The sequence below is a fragment of the Microbispora sp. H10949 genome, assembly GCF_014161435.1.
Taxonomy (GTDB): Bacteria; Actinomycetota; Actinomycetes; order Streptosporangiales; family Streptosporangiaceae; genus Microbispora; species Microbispora triticiradicis.
In genome coordinates, this window is the sequence record NZ_JABBWZ010000006.1 from 594,271 (window position 1) to 609,993 (window position 15,723).

General features: G+C 66.5%; 26 protein-coding genes and 1 pseudogene. 25 read left to right on the forward strand and 2 right to left on the reverse strand.

Annotated features, from left to right (window positions below):
• The first annotated feature begins 51 nt into the window (after nucleotides 1–51).
• The 3 genes from HHX40_RS19175 to HHX40_RS19185 all read left to right on the forward strand — a co-directional run bounded on the left by HHX40_RS19175 (nucleotide 52) and on the right by HHX40_RS19185 (nucleotide 4,032).
• Nucleotides 52–1,215, forward strand: coding sequence for an FAD-dependent monooxygenase (locus HHX40_RS19175; RefSeq protein ID WP_182881644.1), 1,164 nt, complete (start codon nucleotides 52–54; stop codon nucleotides 1,213–1,215).
• A 425-nt stretch (nucleotides 1,216–1,640) separates the two neighbouring features.
• Nucleotides 1,641–3,092 (forward strand): HNH endonuclease signature motif containing protein, encoded by a 1,452-nt coding sequence (locus HHX40_RS37750; RefSeq protein ID WP_182881645.1) that lies wholly within the window; start codon nucleotides 1,641–1,643, stop codon nucleotides 3,090–3,092.
• A gap of 67 nt (nucleotides 3,093–3,159) precedes the next feature.
• On the forward strand, nucleotides 3,160–4,032 hold the full coding sequence (locus HHX40_RS19185; RefSeq protein WP_182881646.1) for a hypothetical protein: 873 nt from the start codon (nucleotides 3,160–3,162) through the stop codon (nucleotides 4,030–4,032).
• 738 nt (nucleotides 4,033–4,770) lie between these two features.
• Here HHX40_RS19185 and HHX40_RS19190 read toward each other — a convergent pair.
• Entirely contained in the window at nucleotides 4,771–5,196 is a 426-nt protein-coding gene (locus HHX40_RS19190; RefSeq protein WP_182881647.1) for an NUDIX hydrolase, read from the reverse strand.
• A 10-nt stretch (nucleotides 5,197–5,206) separates the two neighbouring features.
• Nucleotides 5,207–5,956 carry a GntR family transcriptional regulator gene (locus HHX40_RS19195; RefSeq protein ID WP_182881648.1) on the reverse strand — a complete coding sequence of 250 codons (750 nt, stop codon included), beginning with the start codon at nucleotides 5,954–5,956 and terminating at the stop codon, nucleotides 5,207–5,209.
• Nucleotides 5,957–6,106: 150 nt separating this feature from the next.
• Here HHX40_RS19195 and HHX40_RS19200 point away from each other — a divergent pair, with 150 nt between their 5' ends.
• From HHX40_RS19200 to HHX40_RS19290, 22 genes and pseudogenes are all read left to right on the forward strand, one after another.
• Nucleotides 6,107–6,469 carry a hypothetical protein gene (locus HHX40_RS19200; RefSeq protein WP_182881649.1) on the forward strand — a complete coding sequence of 121 codons (363 nt, stop codon included), beginning with the start codon at nucleotides 6,107–6,109 and terminating at the stop codon, nucleotides 6,467–6,469.
• A 98-nt stretch (nucleotides 6,470–6,567) separates the two neighbouring features.
• Nucleotides 6,568–6,795 carry a hypothetical protein gene (locus HHX40_RS19205; RefSeq protein WP_182881650.1) on the forward strand — a complete coding sequence of 76 codons (228 nt, stop codon included), beginning with the start codon at nucleotides 6,568–6,570 and terminating at the stop codon, nucleotides 6,793–6,795.
• Between the two features lie 3 nt (nucleotides 6,796–6,798).
• Nucleotides 6,799–6,951 (forward strand): hypothetical protein, encoded by a 153-nt coding sequence (locus HHX40_RS19210; protein ID WP_182881651.1) that lies wholly within the window; start codon nucleotides 6,799–6,801, stop codon nucleotides 6,949–6,951.
• The gene (locus HHX40_RS19215; RefSeq protein WP_182881652.1) at nucleotides 6,951–8,123 is read left to right on the forward strand and encodes an FtsK/SpoIIIE domain-containing protein; all 1,173 of its coding nucleotides are present in this window, start codon (nucleotides 6,951–6,953) and stop codon (nucleotides 8,121–8,123) included. Before HHX40_RS19210 ends, HHX40_RS19215 begins: the two co-directional genes overlap by 1 nt.
• A 99-nt stretch (nucleotides 8,124–8,222) precedes the next feature.
• Entirely contained in the window at nucleotides 8,223–8,975 is a 753-nt protein-coding gene (locus HHX40_RS19220) for a DUF2637 domain-containing protein (RefSeq protein ID WP_182881653.1), read from the forward strand.
• Nucleotides 8,976–8,989: 14 nt separating this feature from the next.
• Complete coding sequence (locus HHX40_RS19225; RefSeq protein ID WP_182881654.1) at nucleotides 8,990–9,307, forward strand: hypothetical protein; 318 nt, start codon at nucleotides 8,990–8,992, stop codon at nucleotides 9,305–9,307.
• Between the two features lie 18 nt (nucleotides 9,308–9,325).
• Nucleotides 9,326–9,481: a hypothetical protein gene (locus HHX40_RS19230; protein ID WP_182881655.1), complete on the forward strand. Its 156-nt coding sequence runs from the start codon at nucleotides 9,326–9,328 to the stop codon at nucleotides 9,479–9,481.
• Nucleotides 9,482–9,516: 35 nt separating this feature from the next.
• Complete coding sequence (locus HHX40_RS19235) at nucleotides 9,517–9,696, forward strand: hypothetical protein (protein WP_182881656.1); 180 nt, start codon at nucleotides 9,517–9,519, stop codon at nucleotides 9,694–9,696.
• 2 nt (nucleotides 9,697–9,698) lie between these two features.
• Nucleotides 9,699–10,253: pseudogene (locus tag HHX40_RS38245) on the forward strand (NUDIX domain-containing protein); the annotation flags it as partial.
• A 317-nt stretch (nucleotides 10,254–10,570) separates the two neighbouring features.
• Nucleotides 10,571–10,852 (forward strand): Pycsar system effector family protein, encoded by a 282-nt coding sequence (locus HHX40_RS38250; protein ID WP_396788071.1) that lies wholly within the window; start codon nucleotides 10,571–10,573, stop codon nucleotides 10,850–10,852.
• A 44-nt stretch (nucleotides 10,853–10,896) separates the two neighbouring features.
• Nucleotides 10,897–11,058 carry a hypothetical protein gene (locus HHX40_RS19245; RefSeq protein WP_182881657.1) on the forward strand — a complete coding sequence of 54 codons (162 nt, stop codon included), beginning with the start codon at nucleotides 10,897–10,899 and terminating at the stop codon, nucleotides 11,056–11,058.
• Entirely contained in the window at nucleotides 11,055–11,450 is a 396-nt protein-coding gene (locus HHX40_RS19250; RefSeq protein WP_182881658.1) for an RNase adapter RapZ, read from the forward strand. Before HHX40_RS19245 ends, HHX40_RS19250 begins: the two co-directional genes overlap by 4 nt.
• A 54-nt stretch (nucleotides 11,451–11,504) precedes the next feature.
• Nucleotides 11,505–11,648 carry a hypothetical protein gene (locus HHX40_RS19255; RefSeq protein WP_182881659.1) on the forward strand — a complete coding sequence of 48 codons (144 nt, stop codon included), beginning with the start codon at nucleotides 11,505–11,507 and terminating at the stop codon, nucleotides 11,646–11,648.
• Nucleotides 11,645–11,833: a hypothetical protein gene (locus HHX40_RS19260; protein ID WP_182881660.1), complete on the forward strand. Its 189-nt coding sequence runs from the start codon at nucleotides 11,645–11,647 to the stop codon at nucleotides 11,831–11,833. The genes HHX40_RS19255 and HHX40_RS19260 overlap by 4 nt, the downstream gene beginning before the upstream one ends.
• Nucleotides 11,830–11,955, forward strand: coding sequence for a hypothetical protein (locus HHX40_RS36825; RefSeq protein ID WP_259403705.1), 126 nt, complete (start codon nucleotides 11,830–11,832; stop codon nucleotides 11,953–11,955). The genes HHX40_RS19260 and HHX40_RS36825 overlap by 4 nt, the downstream gene beginning before the upstream one ends.
• Nucleotides 11,956–12,038: 83 nt before the next feature.
• Nucleotides 12,039–12,191 (forward strand): hypothetical protein, encoded by a 153-nt coding sequence (locus tag HHX40_RS19265; protein WP_182881661.1) that lies wholly within the window; start codon nucleotides 12,039–12,041, stop codon nucleotides 12,189–12,191.
• Complete coding sequence (locus HHX40_RS19270; RefSeq protein ID WP_182881662.1) at nucleotides 12,188–12,331, forward strand: hypothetical protein; 144 nt, start codon at nucleotides 12,188–12,190, stop codon at nucleotides 12,329–12,331. The genes HHX40_RS19265 and HHX40_RS19270 overlap by 4 nt, the downstream gene beginning before the upstream one ends.
• A 235-nt stretch (nucleotides 12,332–12,566) precedes the next feature.
• Nucleotides 12,567–12,701 carry a hypothetical protein gene (locus HHX40_RS36830; RefSeq protein WP_259403706.1) on the forward strand — a complete coding sequence of 45 codons (135 nt, stop codon included), beginning with the start codon at nucleotides 12,567–12,569 and terminating at the stop codon, nucleotides 12,699–12,701.
• Nucleotides 12,698–12,934 (forward strand): hypothetical protein, encoded by a 237-nt coding sequence (locus HHX40_RS19275; RefSeq protein WP_182881663.1) that lies wholly within the window; start codon nucleotides 12,698–12,700, stop codon nucleotides 12,932–12,934. The genes HHX40_RS36830 and HHX40_RS19275 overlap by 4 nt, the downstream gene beginning before the upstream one ends.
• On the forward strand, nucleotides 12,931–14,337 hold the full coding sequence (locus HHX40_RS19280) for a replication initiator (RefSeq protein ID WP_182881664.1): 1,407 nt from the start codon (nucleotides 12,931–12,933) through the stop codon (nucleotides 14,335–14,337). The genes HHX40_RS19275 and HHX40_RS19280 overlap by 4 nt, the downstream gene beginning before the upstream one ends.
• The gene (locus tag HHX40_RS19285; protein WP_182881665.1) at nucleotides 14,334–14,537 is read left to right on the forward strand and encodes a helix-turn-helix domain-containing protein; all 204 of its coding nucleotides are present in this window, start codon (nucleotides 14,334–14,336) and stop codon (nucleotides 14,535–14,537) included. Before HHX40_RS19280 ends, HHX40_RS19285 begins: the two co-directional genes overlap by 4 nt.
• The gene (locus HHX40_RS19290) at nucleotides 14,537–15,691 is read left to right on the forward strand and encodes a tyrosine-type recombinase/integrase (protein ID WP_182881666.1); all 1,155 of its coding nucleotides are present in this window, start codon (nucleotides 14,537–14,539) and stop codon (nucleotides 15,689–15,691) included. Before HHX40_RS19285 ends, HHX40_RS19290 begins: the two co-directional genes overlap by 1 nt.
• The last annotated feature ends 32 nt before the right edge of the window (nucleotides 15,692–15,723 follow it).

A 15,723-nucleotide genomic window follows, 5' to 3' on the forward strand; every position in this document is an offset into this window, starting at 1 on the left:
TGTCAGTCGGCTGTCTGCGGGCCGTCAGCGCTCCCGGCGAATCTCGGGGACGTGGAAGACACCGACATCCTGATCTCCGGCGCCGGCGTCGCCGGCCCCGCTCTGGCCTACTGGCTCAACCACTACGGATTCAACGTGACCGTGGTCGAGAAGGCCCCCGCCCTGCGTCCGGGCGGCCAGGCCGTCGACTTCAAGGGCGGGACGCACCTGACCGTACTGGAGCGGATGGGCATTTTGGAGGACGTACGGCGGCTGCAGACCGGCGGGGCCGACCAGGAGATCGTCGACGCGAACGGCCGCAGGCTGGTGGTGATGCCCGGCGAGTTCACCGGGGGCGATCTGGAGATCCGGCGGGGTGACCTGTCCCGACTGCTGTACGAAAGGACGGTCGCCGCCGGCTGCGAGTACGTCTTCGGCGACTCCATCACCTCGCTCACCGAAACGGCGGGCGGTGTGCACGTGACCTTCGAGCGCGGCGCGCCCCGCGTCTTCGGCCTGGTCGTGGGCGCGGACGGAATCCACTCCAATGTCCGCCGTCTGGCGTTCGGGCCTGAATCCGACTATGTCCGATTCCTCGACTATTACTACGCCCTCGTTGATATACGGGGGAATTTCGGGGCGACGGCGAAGATGTACAACGAGCCCGGCCGGCTGGTCTCTACCGGGGGTCCCAAGTCTGCCGCGCTCTTCATCTTCGCCTCGCAACGGCTCGACTACGACCGCTACGACGTCGAGCAGATGAAGCGGATCCTGCTGGACGCCTATGCCGGGATGGGCTGGCGGACACCCGAGATCCTCGGAGCGGTCCGGCAGGCGGACGACGTCTATGTCGACTCGATCAGCCAGGTCCGGATCGACCACTACTCCAAGGGCCGCGTGGTTCTGTTGGGGGACGCCGCGTACGGCAACACGCTGGGCGGCTTCGGCACCGGCCTCGCCATGGTCGGCGCGTACGTACTGGCCGGTGAGCTGGCCGAGGCGGGCGGGAACCACCGGGTCGCCTTCCGGCGCTACGAAGAGGGGTTCCGCGGGTACGCGAAGATCGCCAAGTCCGGCAACGCGGGTCCCTTTCTCGCTCCGCGCACCTGGCGCGGGATCCGGATGCGCAACTGGATCTTCAGGGCCGGCTTGCTATTCAAGATCATGATGAGGATGGCCGACAGGTTCGCCACCGATATCAGGCTCAAGGACTACTCGTCCTCGGTGCGTCGCTGACCCACTCCTGAGACCACTGAAGGCCACCCCGATCCTGGGGTGGCCTTCTCGATGGTCGGGGCGACAGGATTTGAACCTGCGACTTCTTGCTCCCAAAGCTAACAGGGCGCCGCCTCCACATGAGCAGAAACGCCGAGTTACCTGTTCAAACTCTCCGGCGTCGTTCGCGGATGTTCGCCGGCGTCCGTGGCCGTCGTCACTCAGTTCGTCACTCAGGTTGCCGTTTGAGCGCTGGCGATCTGGTCCGCAACCCCTTGACCCCCAGGACGTTGAAGTAGGCGTTTTCACAGCTCAACGGCGTTCAGGCGGGTGCGATCGATGTCCGGTCGAATGCGGGTTGTTCGACCCGATGCATAGCGTGTGGTCCCCAGATGGTCCCCGCCCGGATCTTGCTGTGGGAAATGTCGTAGTGAGGCGCTAGCTTCGTGGATGTGTCGAGCCAAGCGATCACAGCCCGCGAGTTCATCAAGCAGGTGGGGCGTCTTGCCCCGCGGCGTCAGGGCGACTCCACCCCACTCCATCGGCCGTTGCTCCTGCTCTGGCTCCTGGGTAGGGCTGCTTCTGGAGCTCCGCGACTCGTCTACTGGCGTGAGGTATGGCCCGCCTTTGAGAAGCTGGCAGCCAACTATGGCAATGGTGCAGACGATGGCGCAGCCGTCTACCCCTTCTGGGTCCTGCACGCCAACAATCGACTCTGGGAGATTGAGCGTTCAGAACACCTGGTCTTCACCTCAGGCGGTAGACGTCCGACTCGCGCATCTCTCGACGTCGTCAACCCCGCCGCCGGCTTCCCGCAGTCAACATACGACTTGCTCGTCGCAAATCCAGAGGTGATAGCGCAGGCTGCCGCTAACCTTCTAGTTCGCTACTTCAATCCCATCCCCGATGGCCTACTGGCAGACCTAGGACTGCGTCACCTGGTTGCAGGCAATGAGGTCGAAGCACTTACACCAATCCCTGGCGTCGATATCTACCGTGATCGCACAGCGATATACGAGGCGCATGGAGGTCAAAGATACGCGGGCATCGGTCCACTGGAAGACGGCTTGCCATGCGTATTCTCGGACGAAAAAGGCCCGTACAACGATCGACACATTCCCGGTACTAGTCTGATCGAGTACCGCGGAGATGGGCTGATCGGCGACCAGCATCTCAAGGGCGGCAACGCGACTCTTGCTGAATGCCAGCGCCAGCAAATCGCCATAAGGTATTGGCATAAGCCTCACGGCGAACCATGGCGTTTCCAGACATGGGCTGTAGTAGTGGATCGTCGCTACGTCTGGGGCAAAGGTACCGATAAGAAGTGGCGTCGCGAATATGCCTGGATTCTCGCGCCAGTAGAGTCCCCGTTCCGCGACACCTGGGCACTTGAGGTACGGGAACTCCTGGATGATGACGATGGCGAGACCCATGACGATACCACCGGAACCGAGGCGCCGGCCGCGGATAACCCCAATGACGCTCGCCATCGTTACCAGGCGTTCTGTAACTCGGTCGAGTCTCGCGAGCACCGCAACCGAGGACGTTCAACTCGGCAACGATCAGAACGTTACTTCCGCTCGGCGCAAGCTCGTCTTGCTGTCCTGCTACGTGCTGTGGGGCGGTGCGAGAATCCTGAGTGCACGGGGCAGCCGGAGGACGTCACCGACAAGGGGGACCCAATCCTGGAAGTCGATCACGTTGACGAGCTGGCCAAAGGTGGCCGGGACCATCCCAAGTCTATGATCGCCCTGTGCCCTAACTGTCACGCTATCAAGACGCGTGGCAAGACTAGGCATAGCCTCCAGCGGAAGTTGAAGGCGGAGGCTCTCCGGCGTCACGTGGCATGGAGCGGAGCGCGCTCGGCGGAGTCCGACAACACCGCAGCTCTATTCTGAGCCGGCTTACCGCTGATAAATCTAATCAGCGGCAGTAGAAGTGGCGCCACAAAAAGGAGGAGATGGGATGGGTCGGCAGCCCTCGGCAGAACTCCGGATTTCTTGGAAAATCATCGCACTAAGTAGTCTTTTGCTGAACCTGGGGGCCATTGCGACTGTTGCAACGATGGCAGCGACCCAAAGTGCCGATGCCCTGAACACTGTGGCCCTGGCTTTAGCGGTGATTGCCTTCATTTGTCAGCTTATAATTTTCAGTATACAAACTGTACAGTCTGGCGATCAGCTCAAACAGGCCGAAACTCTTAATAGGGAAACATCTGAGCTGCTCTCCGAAATTCGTGTACGCATAGAGGGGACCAATCAGATGGTCTCGTCGCAATATCACGAGCTGCTACGACTCTCAGTGCTCAAATCTGTTTCCGAGGTGGCCAAGGAGGCGACCGAGGGCACAATGCCGAAAGAGCTCGATTTTGATCAGGTCGAGCAGGTGTTTGAGCGCGCCATGGATAATTTCGGGCCGATAAAGGCTCACTCTTCGACAAGTTCTAGGTCTATACCGCGAGATTATTTGCGCTGGCCGGAACACGAGCACATAGGCGACATTCTCAATGTGTTAGATAGTGTTGGAGCCGGAGGGCGTAGCATCTTTCTTGTCGAATTCATGGACGAAATCTCATCGACTACGCTTGGCTATCCTAGAGGGCTCCCGAGAACATCAATAGACGCCCCGCTAATCGATGCGGGCTTAGCCGAGGTGGATGAGGAAGATCCTGATACGGTGGTGCTAACTAAGTTTGGGAGGATGGCCGGTAGTATATATATTGCGTCCGGGCCGCCGCCATACCAATCTAAGGACGTTGTCGGCCGCATAGCAAGCTTGCGCGAATCTGCCGATCCGAAAATTATAAGCAGGATTTACGAGAGATTGCGCCCCGTGTGATTGCGGCATCAAGGGTGCTCGTCTCAACGGATCGCCGTTCACCTGTGCAAACTACTGGCAGTCGCACGCAAGTTGACCACATACCCGCGGCTTCTCTTCCTGATCGTCCCGTTTGCCTTCGACCCCGCCCCGAAGGGGCAGTGGGCCGGCGACGGAGGGTCAAGATCGGCTTCGCGTGTACATGTTCCTGGTGACCTTCCTCGCGCGCTGGTTGCCCTGCGTGCACAGCCGGGCTTGAGCTGGAGGAGTCGGTCTGCTGGGCTCTGCCCGGGTCGATGGCGGGCGGGACGATCAGGGTACCCACCTCAGCCCCGTATGCCCCGGTTTCACGGTTCGCGATCATCCCGGAGCCTGAGTGCCCCCGGGGTTTGGGGCAGCGCCCCAAGGTCTTTCCCTGCATCTTTGGGAAAGATCTTCATCAGTGCCAACGTTTGCAGCCAGCTCGCCGACGTTGCGCAGCTTGCCGGCAGGGGTGCGCGACCGCCGAGGCGGGACCGGCCGGAGAGCCGCAGCCCGCCGACGGCGGGGCGCGCGGCCCGTGGCCGGCTGATGCTTGTGCTCGCGTGGTCTCCGGTGCGAGCCGTCGTGATTCCGGCCTCCGGTGCGCCTTCTGCTCTCTCCCTTTGTCTGCTCTTGGGCCGGGCTTCTCCATGCCCCCCGCAGTGCTTCCCGCCGAAGGCGGCTTGATGGCGTAGGGAAACCTGTAACAGGGGACCAGGCGGAAGACCGTCGACCGGTTCAGAGCAGGCGTGTCCCATCGTGGACGCGGACGAACGGGCCGTCCTCTCGAAGCGCGTCCATGATGCGAATGCCACGGGCTTCGGGCATCCGGCTCTCTACCTCTTCGAGGGTCAGCCAGGTGGACTCCAGCGCTTCATCACTGGGCCTGGGCTCGCCTGCGACCGCATGGCATCGGAAGGTGAGCGAGACTACGCCGAGGACCATGTTCTTGTACACGCCTGTCAGGATCTCGGGCTTGATCTGGACGCCGGTCTCTTCGAGGACTTCCCGGATGACTGCCTGTTCCGGGCTCTCGTCCAACTCGACCACACCGCCTGGTGGGACCCAGCGCCCGTCATCTTCGCGCCGGATGGCTAGGACCCGTCCATCGTCGCGAAAGACGGCTGCGGTGACGCTCACGGAGTGCCGCGGTAGCTCAGACATGAGGGTTCTCCTACCCTGCCGTCCACTCGTATGACAGTCGCCATTGCTGGCTAGGGAAGATGTTGAACACGGACTCGGCCGCGACGTCCTCGGTGGTGTATGCGATCCGTGTGACTTCCAAGACTTGTTGCGCCTCCGTCAGCTTGAGGAACTCGGCTTCCTCTTCGGAGGGATGCCGCGCCTCGATCTCCTCGACGAAACGCGCGATGCGGTAGCCCCGTTCGCCGAGGCGACGGTAAAGGCCACTTGGCCCTGTGTCGGGAAGGGCAATCTCCTCGCCACCGGCGATGGTGAGCGGGATGTACGAGGTGGCTAGTTGAACCGGCCGATCGCCTACGAACATGTGGCGCTTGCGCATCACAACGGGATCGTTCTCTGAGATGCCGAGGCGTTCGGCTGCTACTGCCGGCGCCGGAACGGTGGCGAGCTCGACCAGCGGGGCACGAGGTTCGAGGCCAGCCTTGCGCATCTCCTCGGCGAAGCTGCTCCCGGAGCCATCGCCGCGGGGGATACGGCGTACCCGTTTGACGGTGGGGATCTCCTGCACGAAGGCTCCGCGGCCGTGCTCGACTCGGACGAGCCCTTCGGCGCGTAGCAGGGCAATGGCTCTGTTGATCGAGGTCTGGTTCAGTCCGTAGGCACGAGCTAGCTCGGGCTGGCTCGGGAGGGCGGAGCCGGGGGGGTACTTGCCCCGCTTGATGTCGTTCCGGATCTCATCCGCGACCTGGCGGTAGCGGGCTCGTGGTGTCTCCACGTTCATATCACGGCCTTGGCCTCGACTTATGACTTCTGTCACAGCTTACCCTGCCGAGTTGACCAGCGAATCTCCGAAAGCCTCTTGCTACTTATGACATATGTGTTAGCTGTGAGGGCACGCAAGGTTATGACAGATGTCAGAAGAGGAGCAGCGATGCGGAACATCCCGGTGGATATCTCGGGTCTGGCGTTCACGGTTGCGGGGGAGCCGGAGCCGAAGATCGCGGATCGGGCGACGGGGGAGGTGAAGAAGGACGCGGAGGGTCGGGACCTGTACACGATTCCGCTGCTGCCCAAGCCGAACGACGACCGGCGGAACCCGGTCATCACGGTGACGTTCCCCTCGCTGGACTACCCGCGTATCCCGGAGGGGGTGCAGGTGCGGCCGGTGGGGCTGGCGGCCTTCTACTGGCAGATGAACGGCCGTTCGGGGATGGGGTTTCGCTGCGAGGCGATCCGCCCGGCGAACGACCCCGCCGCCCCTGCCTCGGCGCCGGCATCGGTGCCGGGAGTCTGACCGGTCAGTAGCTAGGTCCCGGGACGGCTGTGCTTGGCGGCTTGGGCCGTCCCGGGGTCTCCCCACCACTCATCAACAGAGGAAAGGAGACCTCCAGTATGACCGATCTGCTGATCCGCGCGGCGGTGGTCGCGGCGGTCGTGGTCGTGGTGCTGCTGGTCTGGCGTCGGCTGCACCGGCCGTCGTTCTGGCTGGTCGTGGGCTTCCCGGTCAAGGCGCTGATGGTTTACAGCACATGGCGGGCGGTGGCCTCGGGGTGCGGTCTTGCGCGGCGTCGCCGGCGTCTGCGCTGGACTCTGCCCGGCTTCCCGTACATGGGGGGCTGAGCGATGGCGGGTGAGTCGTGGTCGTGGGACCAGATCAACCAGGCGCTTGCCGCGCTGTCGCCGGCCGAGGCTGAGTGCGCGCTGGCGTGGCTGGCCGATCAGAGCCCTGACGACGTCCGTACGGCGATTGCTTATGCGAAGGGCGGGTGCCGCTGATGCGCATCATGCAGGTGAAGCAGCGCCGTACGATCCGCCGGGTGGAGGTCGAGCGGGCGCCGCGGCTTGGGGTGATCCGCCCGACCGCGCTGGGCTTCCGCATCACGGTCCGGCTGCACGATGGGCAGACGCCGGAGGACTACACGCGGGTGCTGGACAAGCTCGCGCACGCCTGGAAGGTGCACTCGGTGCGGCTGGCTGGGTGGAAGCCCGGAAAGGTCACCTTGGTGGCGACGTTGATCGATCCCCTCGACCGGGTGACGATCCCGGTCCTGTCGGACGACTTGTTGCGGGTCCGGGTGGGGCTGCTGGAGACCGGTGACCCGTTCGTCATCGACTTCCGTACGGTGCCGCACTGGCTGAACGTCGGCGCGACCCAGTCCGGCAAGTCCAACCTCGCCAATGACCTCGTGGTTGGGCTGGCGCCGCAGCCGGTCGCGCTGGTCGGGTTCGACCTTAAGGGCGGGGTGGAGTTCACCCCGTATGAGGCTCGCATGTCCGCTCTGGCGACCGAGCGGGCCGAGTGCGCCGACCTGCTCGCGGACCTGGTCGGGGTCATCAAGGACCGGATGGCCTTGTGCCGGCGGCACCGGGTGAAGAACATCTGGCATCCGCGGCTGCCGGAGGCTGAGCGGCCGATCCCGATCGTCGTGCTGGTGGACGAGGTCGCCGAACTGTTCCTGATGGCCGACAAGAAGAAAGAGCAAGACGAGGTGTCGGCGGTCGCGACGAGGTTGCTGCGGGTGGCCCAGCTTGGCCGTGCGTTCGGGATCTATCTGGTGGTGTGTGGGCAGCGGGTCGGCTCTGACCTCGGCTCGGGCGTCACGGCGTTGCGTGCCCAGCTCACCGGGCGGATCTGCCACATGGTCAACGACGACGAAACCGCCAAGATGGCGCTCGGCGACATGGACCCTTCCGCGCTGGCCGCTGCCCGGCAGATCTCTCCGAACCGGCCGGGAACCGCCGTGGTGGTGGGCTCGGAGGGTCGCTGGCACCGAATGCGCTCGGTGCACGTGACCGAGGAACAGGCCGAAGCCGCCGCCGCGACGTACGCCCACCTGGCACCCGCCTGGGCGCAACTGACGAGCGGTGTCACGGCTGCGGTTGGTGACCTGGACCCGGCTGAGGTGAAGGAGTTCACCGAACCGGACCTGGAAGACCTTCCGGTCTGACTCCTGCACCCGTCCCACGGGCTGGCGTGAGCCCTCAATCGCGCCAGGTCCCTACCTGATCCATGCCAAAACCCGTTCCTCGCCTGCTGGGAGTCTGTGATGCTGCGTGGCCTGCGCTCGATGCTGGCCGATTCCGGGCCGGTGGTCGTGCTCGCGGTGATCGCGGCCGTGGGCTCCTTCGACCACATCAGCACCCTGGCCGCCAAGCACGGCCAAAAGGATTGGCGTTCCTGGGCGGTCGCGGTGTGCATCGACTTGATGTGCGTCATGGCCGCCCGGGAGATCCAGCGGGACAAACGCACCGGACGCCCCCGCCGGGGCTGGCTGTCGTGGCCGTCGCTGGTGCTGACCGGCGGCATCACGCTGACTTTGGCGGCGAACCTGGCCGAGGCCGACCCCACGGCGTGGGGATGGATCCTCGCCGCGACCCCAGCGGGGGCGTTCCTGATCGCCATGTCGATGCTGGAGCGCCGCGCCGGCCACACCCCGCCCCCTGGGGTGGTCGACGCCGAACTTCTCACCGACCAACCCAACGTCGCTGCCGAGGCGAGTACACGCGAGGACCGGCTGCACGTGGCGACCTCGACTGAGGCGCCGGCCGAACTCGACCCCGCCCCCTCGACGGCTACCCCCTCGACCCCTTCGGCGCCCGTCCGCTCGGTGACGGCTCCCGCCCCGGTGGTGAGTCCGGCGGTGCTCGATGACGCCCGGTACTTCGCCGCCGAATACCAGCGGCTGCATGGCGAGGTGATCCCCGCCGGGGAGCTCCAGCGCCGCATGCGGGTCAGCTCCGACGTGGCTTCCGAACTGCTGCATCACCTCACGACAGCCGACCACACCGTCACCCGTTGAAAGGACTGAAGGTCATGACGAACAACCCTGAGGCTCGGGCCGAATTCGTCGCCGGTCTGCGCCGCCTGGCCGCGTTCCTGGCAGACAACCCCAAGGTTCCGGTGCCCGACTACGGCGCGGAGATCTCCATCTTCGTGCACGGCACCGACGCACAGCAGCGGGCCACGGTGGACCGCATCGCGGAACTGATCGACGCCCCCGCCTCCGAGGGCTTGCACTACGTCACCGCGCGGGACTTCGGGCCGATCAACTACCGGGCCGTCGCGGTGTCCACGAACGACATGCGCGAGTGGGACGCGCTTATGAGCTACCACGGCGCCGTCTCGGTCTGAACGGCCAGGTGACCCGTGATGCTGCGCAAGCTCCTCGTTCGCTGCCTGCTGCTGTTCGCCGTGTTCTACCTGGTCACCAACCCCCTGTCGGCGGCCGAGGTGGTCAAGCACGCCGTGCACGTGCTGCACGCCGCGGCCGACAACCTCACCGGCTTCCTCACCCGCCTGAACTGACCCCCACCCATTCGCAACCCGAACGGAGGCGCGTCATGGCCAAGAACCTCAGCGAGGGACACAAGCAGCAGATCCGGCAGAAGGTCGCCGACGACCTCGCCGGCGACGGCGTCCACCCCGACGAGGTCGACGTCCGCGACGACGGTGAGATCGTCCTGGACCGCCGTAAGACGATCCCGTGGGCCAAGCCCGTCGCGATCGGCCGGTGGAAGTGACTATGCGCACCTACACACATCCCGACGTGCTGACCAAAGGCGTGCGCGAGGGGTGGGCCGACCCGGAAACCGACCCGGCCCGCATCGACTGGGCGCCTCGTCAGGCCCGCGCCGCGATCCCGTTCCGTGTGGTGGACGGCCGCCCGGTCAACCCGTGTGAGCGTACGAGCATCCGCTATGGCCGTAACCAGTTGGGGCACTGGGGCGAAGCTCTCGCCGCTGACGCCCTGGTCACGGCCACCGACCCGGACGGGCACCGCTGGATGGTCATGGTCGAGCGGCGCGACGGGTACGGGTGGGCGCTGCCTGGCGGTCACGTTGACCCCGGGGAAACCCCCACGCAGGCCGCAATCCGCGAACTGGCGGAGGAAACCGGTCTGAGGGGCATCACCTCCGGCTGGCAGGCAATGGCGCCGCGGTATGTGCCCGACCCCCGGGCCAGTGACGAGGCGTGGATGGTGACGGTCCCGGTCCGCACCCACCTGGGCATCTGCCGCCGGGAGGACCTGCCCGCGGTGACCGGGGCCGACGACGCCGCCCGCGCCGCCTGGGTCCTGGCCGACGACTACCCCCAGCTCCTCGGCTACCTGGCGGCCACCTATGGCGGCGATGTCTTCGCCGCCCATCGCCGAATGCTCGCCGAGATCCTGACCGGCACCTCCCCGACACCTGCGCCTGCGCCTGCGGCTGCTCCGGGGTCTGTCGTGGCCGACCTGCACGCCGAAGCCGCGACGGTCCGCGCCGAGCTGGCCCGGGTGGACGGCAAAGCCGGACTGCTGCTGTCGTGGGCCGGGGCCGCGCTCGCCGTCGTCACCACCGCAACGACCACGGCAACCTCCACTGTCCACCTGCCCGGCGTGATGCTGGCCGGCCTGTGGACGGCGGCGGGTCTGCTCGGGCTGGCCGTCGCGGTACTGCTGCTGTCGTCCGCCCGCACATCCCCCGCACCGGAGGGACCGCGTTCGTCGTCCACGCGCGGGCTGCATCCCCCGACGCGCTCGTGTCCACCATCACCACCAGCACCGCCGGTCGTGTGGCTGCTGACGTGTGGCTGCTGTCGCGCCTGGCCGTCGCCAAGTACCGGCGCCTGCGCCTGGCCGTGGATCTCCTGCTTGCCGCGCTGCTGGTCCTGGCCGTGGCGCTGACCTTCGCCTGACCCCGTCCGTCCGTCCCCCTGCGAATCGGAAGGAGGGCCTTGTCATGGGCCTGTTCAGGAAGAAGAACGGCGACACGCCGAAGCTCGCCCGGGAGGTCTGGCACACCTGCCGTCCGTGCAACGGCGTTGGCCGCCGCACCGTCCACGGCGTCCCGGACCGGCACTGCCCGGACTGCAACGGTGTCGGGCGGGTGCTGGCCTCATGAACCACGTCAACATCGTGTCCTTCGGCTACGGCCACGCCCCTGCCCCGCAGGCTGACATCACGATCGACACCCGCCGTCACCTGCGTAACCCGCACCACAACCCGGACATGCGCGAGCTCACCGGCCTCGACCCCGCGGTGCGCCGGCACGTGCTGGACACCACGGGCGCGCGCTGCCTGATCCGTCACACGGCCGTTTGTGTGACCGACCTGCTGAACGGTCTGCCCCGCTCGCCGGTCCTGGTCGTGACCATTGCGATCGGCTGCGTGGGAGGACGGCACCGCAGCGTCGCCCTCGCCGAAGAGCTCGCCGCCATCTTGCGGGAGCACGGGATCGGCGTGCAGCTCGCCCACCGCGACGTCACCAAACCGATCATCCAGCGCACCGGCTGACCCCGGCTCCGGGCACTGCCCCCGGGCAAATCAGCGAACCGAAGGAGTGCCCCTGTGAAGTCCCAGCGCCGTATCTGCGGCACCTGCCGCGGCTACCGCACCGTCGGCGTCCTCAAGTCCACCCGCGCCAACCGCAAGACCGTCCTCATCGAGGTCCGCCAGACCTGCCCGACCTGCAACGGCCGAGGCGAACTGTGACCCCCGCCCGCCGGACCCGCGTCAAGGCCAAACTGGCCGCGTGCGGCGACTGCGACGGCCAGGGCCAGGCCCTTACCGCGATGGTCATCGGCCGCGGCCCTCGCCGGCGCACGGTCGAGCAGTACGCCGTCTGCCTCACCTGCTCCGGAACCGGCATCGCGCCGAACGACGGTGCCACCGCATGACCTTCACCGAGGACCTGCCGGTCTACGCCTACCGCTGCTGCACCTGCAACGGAGCCGGCATCGACGCCGACAACGCCCGGTGCCGCGACTGCGACGGAACCGGCATCGACAACCGCACCTAGCCCGACCCCCGTTTTAGCCCGGGACGCGCCCAATCGACCAAGACAACGCGCGCCCCGGGTCCTCACAGAGAGGAACTTCCACAATGCCACCCCAGACCAGGATCAACCACCCCCCGCCCTCCAACGTGGGAGAGCCGCAGAGCGTGCGGGACGCCTACCAGCAGGAATGGGACCGACGGAAGAACCTGCCCGTCCTGCGCCCCTCGCAGGGGACCGGGAAGGGCGGCACGCAGTGAGCCGCCAGGACCTCCAGGACTACGCCCTGAACCTCGCCGCCTACGCCGACACGCGCACGCCCAAGCAGGACCAGAAGACCTCGAAGCCGTCGGGTGCCACGGTCACGGACCTGTCCACCCGCCGCGAGCCCAAAGGCTGATCGCGGCAACTTTCGACGCCACCACGGGGCGGCCAAAGCCTGCCAGCCCGCCGCCTCGTGGGGCGTCTCCCTCGCCTGTCAGCAAAGGAGACACCAGTATGCGCCACCTTCGCCCCGTCACGCCGGTACTCCGCTCCGGCCGGGCCTGGCTGCCGCCCGGCAGCGCCTCCACCTGGGTATGCCGCTGCGGCGGCATCAACCCCCGCACCTCGACCACCTGCGGGCGGTGCAGCAGATGAGCGTCGGCCGCTACCGCACCTGCCCCACCTGCAACGGGTTCTGCTACCTCGGGCGCGACCCCAACCGGTGCCCCATCCCGTGCCGCACATGCAGCGCCACCGGCCGCATCTACGTCAAGGGCCGCAAATGAGCCGCTACCAGGTCCAGGTCACCGACACCTACGCCCGCGGTGCGCAACGCCCCTGGTCCACCGTCCGCCGAGTGCTGGCCGAGGAGTCCGGGCCGTGCCTGACCCCGGTCCTGATCCGGTTCGGGCGGCTGCGCCGGTGGATCGCCTGCGGGCGCCGTCTCCCGCACGACCGGCAGTGCCGCAACTGCTGCCCCCGCATCGTCGTCACCGAGGTAAGGAGGATTACCGCTTGAGCGCCCCTGCGCCGCTCTCCAAGCTGGTCGGGCCGGTCATCCGTGACTTGGCCCGCCGCTCGGGCAAAGACCTCACCCGCTGGTTTGACCAGGTCGCCCGCCTGCGCGGCTGCACCGAACCCGTCCGCCTGTCCGGCGAGACGGTCACGGTCGACGCCGGAACGGGTGAGGTCCTGCACACCTACACCACCAACTCCGAACCGCATGGACAACTGCTCATCCGCTGCGGCAATCGCCGCGCCTCCCGCTGCCCCTCCTGCGCCGAGCTCTACCGCGCCGACACCTTCCACCTGATCCGCGCCGGTCTCCTCGGCGGGACCAAAGGCGTCCCCGAAACCGTTCGCACTCACCCCCGGGTGTTTGCCACGCTCACCGCACCGTCCTTCGGACCCGTCCACCGCGGCCCCGGCGAGAACGGCGCCCCCAAGGTGTGCCACCCCCGCCGCACGGGACCGGCATGCTTCGACCGCCACTCCGCCGACGACCCCCGCATCGGGCAACCTCTCGACCCCGAAACCTACGACTACGTCGGCCACGTGCTGTGGAACGCCCACGCCGGGGACCTGTGGCGCCGCTTCACTATCTACCTGCGCCGCCGCCTCGCCGGGGCGGTCGGTATGACTCAGGCAGCGTTCAACCGGCAGGTCAAGGTGTCCTTCGTCAAGGTCGCCGAGTACCAAGCCCGCGGCGTCGTCCACTTCCACGCCATCATCCGCCTCGACGGCCGCCCCGACGACCCCGACGACACCACCCCGATCCCGCCGCCGGACTGGGCCACCGTGCAACTCCTCGACAGCGCGATCCGCTCGGCCGCCGCCACCGTCCACATCGACGCCCCAGACCTCGGCCAACCCACCCTGACCCTGCGCTGGGGTGACCAGGTCGACGTCAAGGTCATCAACCCCGCCGACCTCGACCCCGCCGGGGAAGGTGACCAGCTCACCGAACACAAGGTCGCCGGGTACGTCGCCAAGTACGCCACCAAAGCCGCCGAGTCCGCCGGCACCCTGGACCGCCGCATCCGCTCCCACGACCTGATCCACCTGCGCGACAAGGGCGCCAGCGAACACGCCGCCCGACTAATCCGAACCGCCTGGACCCTCGGCGACCCCACCACGCACCCCGAACTCCTGGACCTCAAGCTCCGCAGGTGGGCGCACATGCTCGGCTTCCGCGGCCACTTCTCCACCCGATCCCGCGCCTACGCAACCACCCTCGGCAAGATCCGCCAGGAACGCGCCGACTACCGCCACGCCCAACTCCGCGAAACCGGCTGGGCCTTCGACCCCGACACCACCCTCGTCCTCGCGCATTGGACCTTCGCCGGCCAGGGCTACACCCCCGGCGAATCCCTGCTGGCAGGACATCTCAGTGATCAGCCGCCGAAGGAGGAACCACGATGACGCGGACCGTCAGCGAGCCCGCGATGTACCGCGTCCCCGACGCCGCCCGCGTGCTCGGCCTCGGCAAGACCAAGATCTATGAGCTGATCCGGGGCAAGCGTCTCCGCTCCGTCACCGAGGGCCGTGCGCGGCTCATTCCCGCCGACGCGATCACCGACTATCTCGCCCTGCTGACCAAGGAAGCCGAGGAAGCCGCCTGATGACCAAGCGCCGTAGCCGCGGAGATGGCGGCCTTCACTGGGACGAGGCCCGTCAACGCTGGATCGCCTCGGTCACGGTCGGCTACACCCCGCAGGGCAAAAGGATGGTGAAGAAGGCCAGCGGCAAGACCAAGACCGAGGCCAAGACCAAACTCAAGGAGGTGTTGCGCGACTACGAAGACGGCCTTGCGATCGCTCCTGCTGACTACACGGTCGAGCGGGCGGTACGTGACTGGCTGGCCTACGGCCTCAACGGACGCGATAAAGCGACCGTCGACTCCTACACCGCGCTCTGCCGTGCGCACGTCATCCCAGCCCTGGGCGCCCGGAAGCTTCGCGATCTCAGTGCAGAAGACGTAGACCGGTGGCTCGCGGAGAAGGCCAAGACGCTGAGCACTCGCACACTCCAGATCATTCGCTCGTGCCTGAACCGCTCGATCAAGCGGGCGATGGCGCGCGACAAGGTCAAGCGGAACGTAGTCGAACTGTGCTCGGTGCCGGTCGGCAAGCAGGGGCGCCAGTCAAAGGCGTTGACATTCGCCCAGGCGGAAGCCGTGCTCAAGGCCGCCGAGGGAACCAAGATGCACGCCTACATCGTGCTCTCCCTGCTCACTGGCGCCCGTACGGAGGAGCTGCGCGCACTGACGTGGGATCACGTAGACCTGAAAGGCGACGCCGACGCAACTCCTCCGGTGCCGCCTCACGTCGCTGTGTGGCGCTCCGTACGGTCGGGAGGCGACACCAAGACCCGGAAGTCTCGGCGTACCCTCGCGCTCCCCACGCTGTGTGTGGACGCTCTACAACGGCACCGAGAGGAGCAGCACGGAACGCAAGGCGATCAGTGGGCCGAGACCGGCCTTGTGTTCGCCTCGGCTGCCGGCACGCCGTTTGACGCAGCGAACGTCCGTCGTGCCTTCCGTGCTGTGATCAAGAATGCTGGGGGAGTGGATGCGTCCGAGTGGACGCCGCGGGAGCTGCGGCACAGCTTCGTCTCGCTACTCTCAGATTCGGGGGTCGCTCTGGAAGAGATCTCCCGGCTCGTGGGGCACAGCAGTACGGCCGTCACGGAGATCGTGTACCGCAAGCAGATCCGTCCGGTGCTGCAGACAGGTGCCGTGGCGATGGACCGCCTCTTCGGCGGTTCGGAGCCGTAGTCACTCAGTTAGTCACGCGGGGGACAGACAAG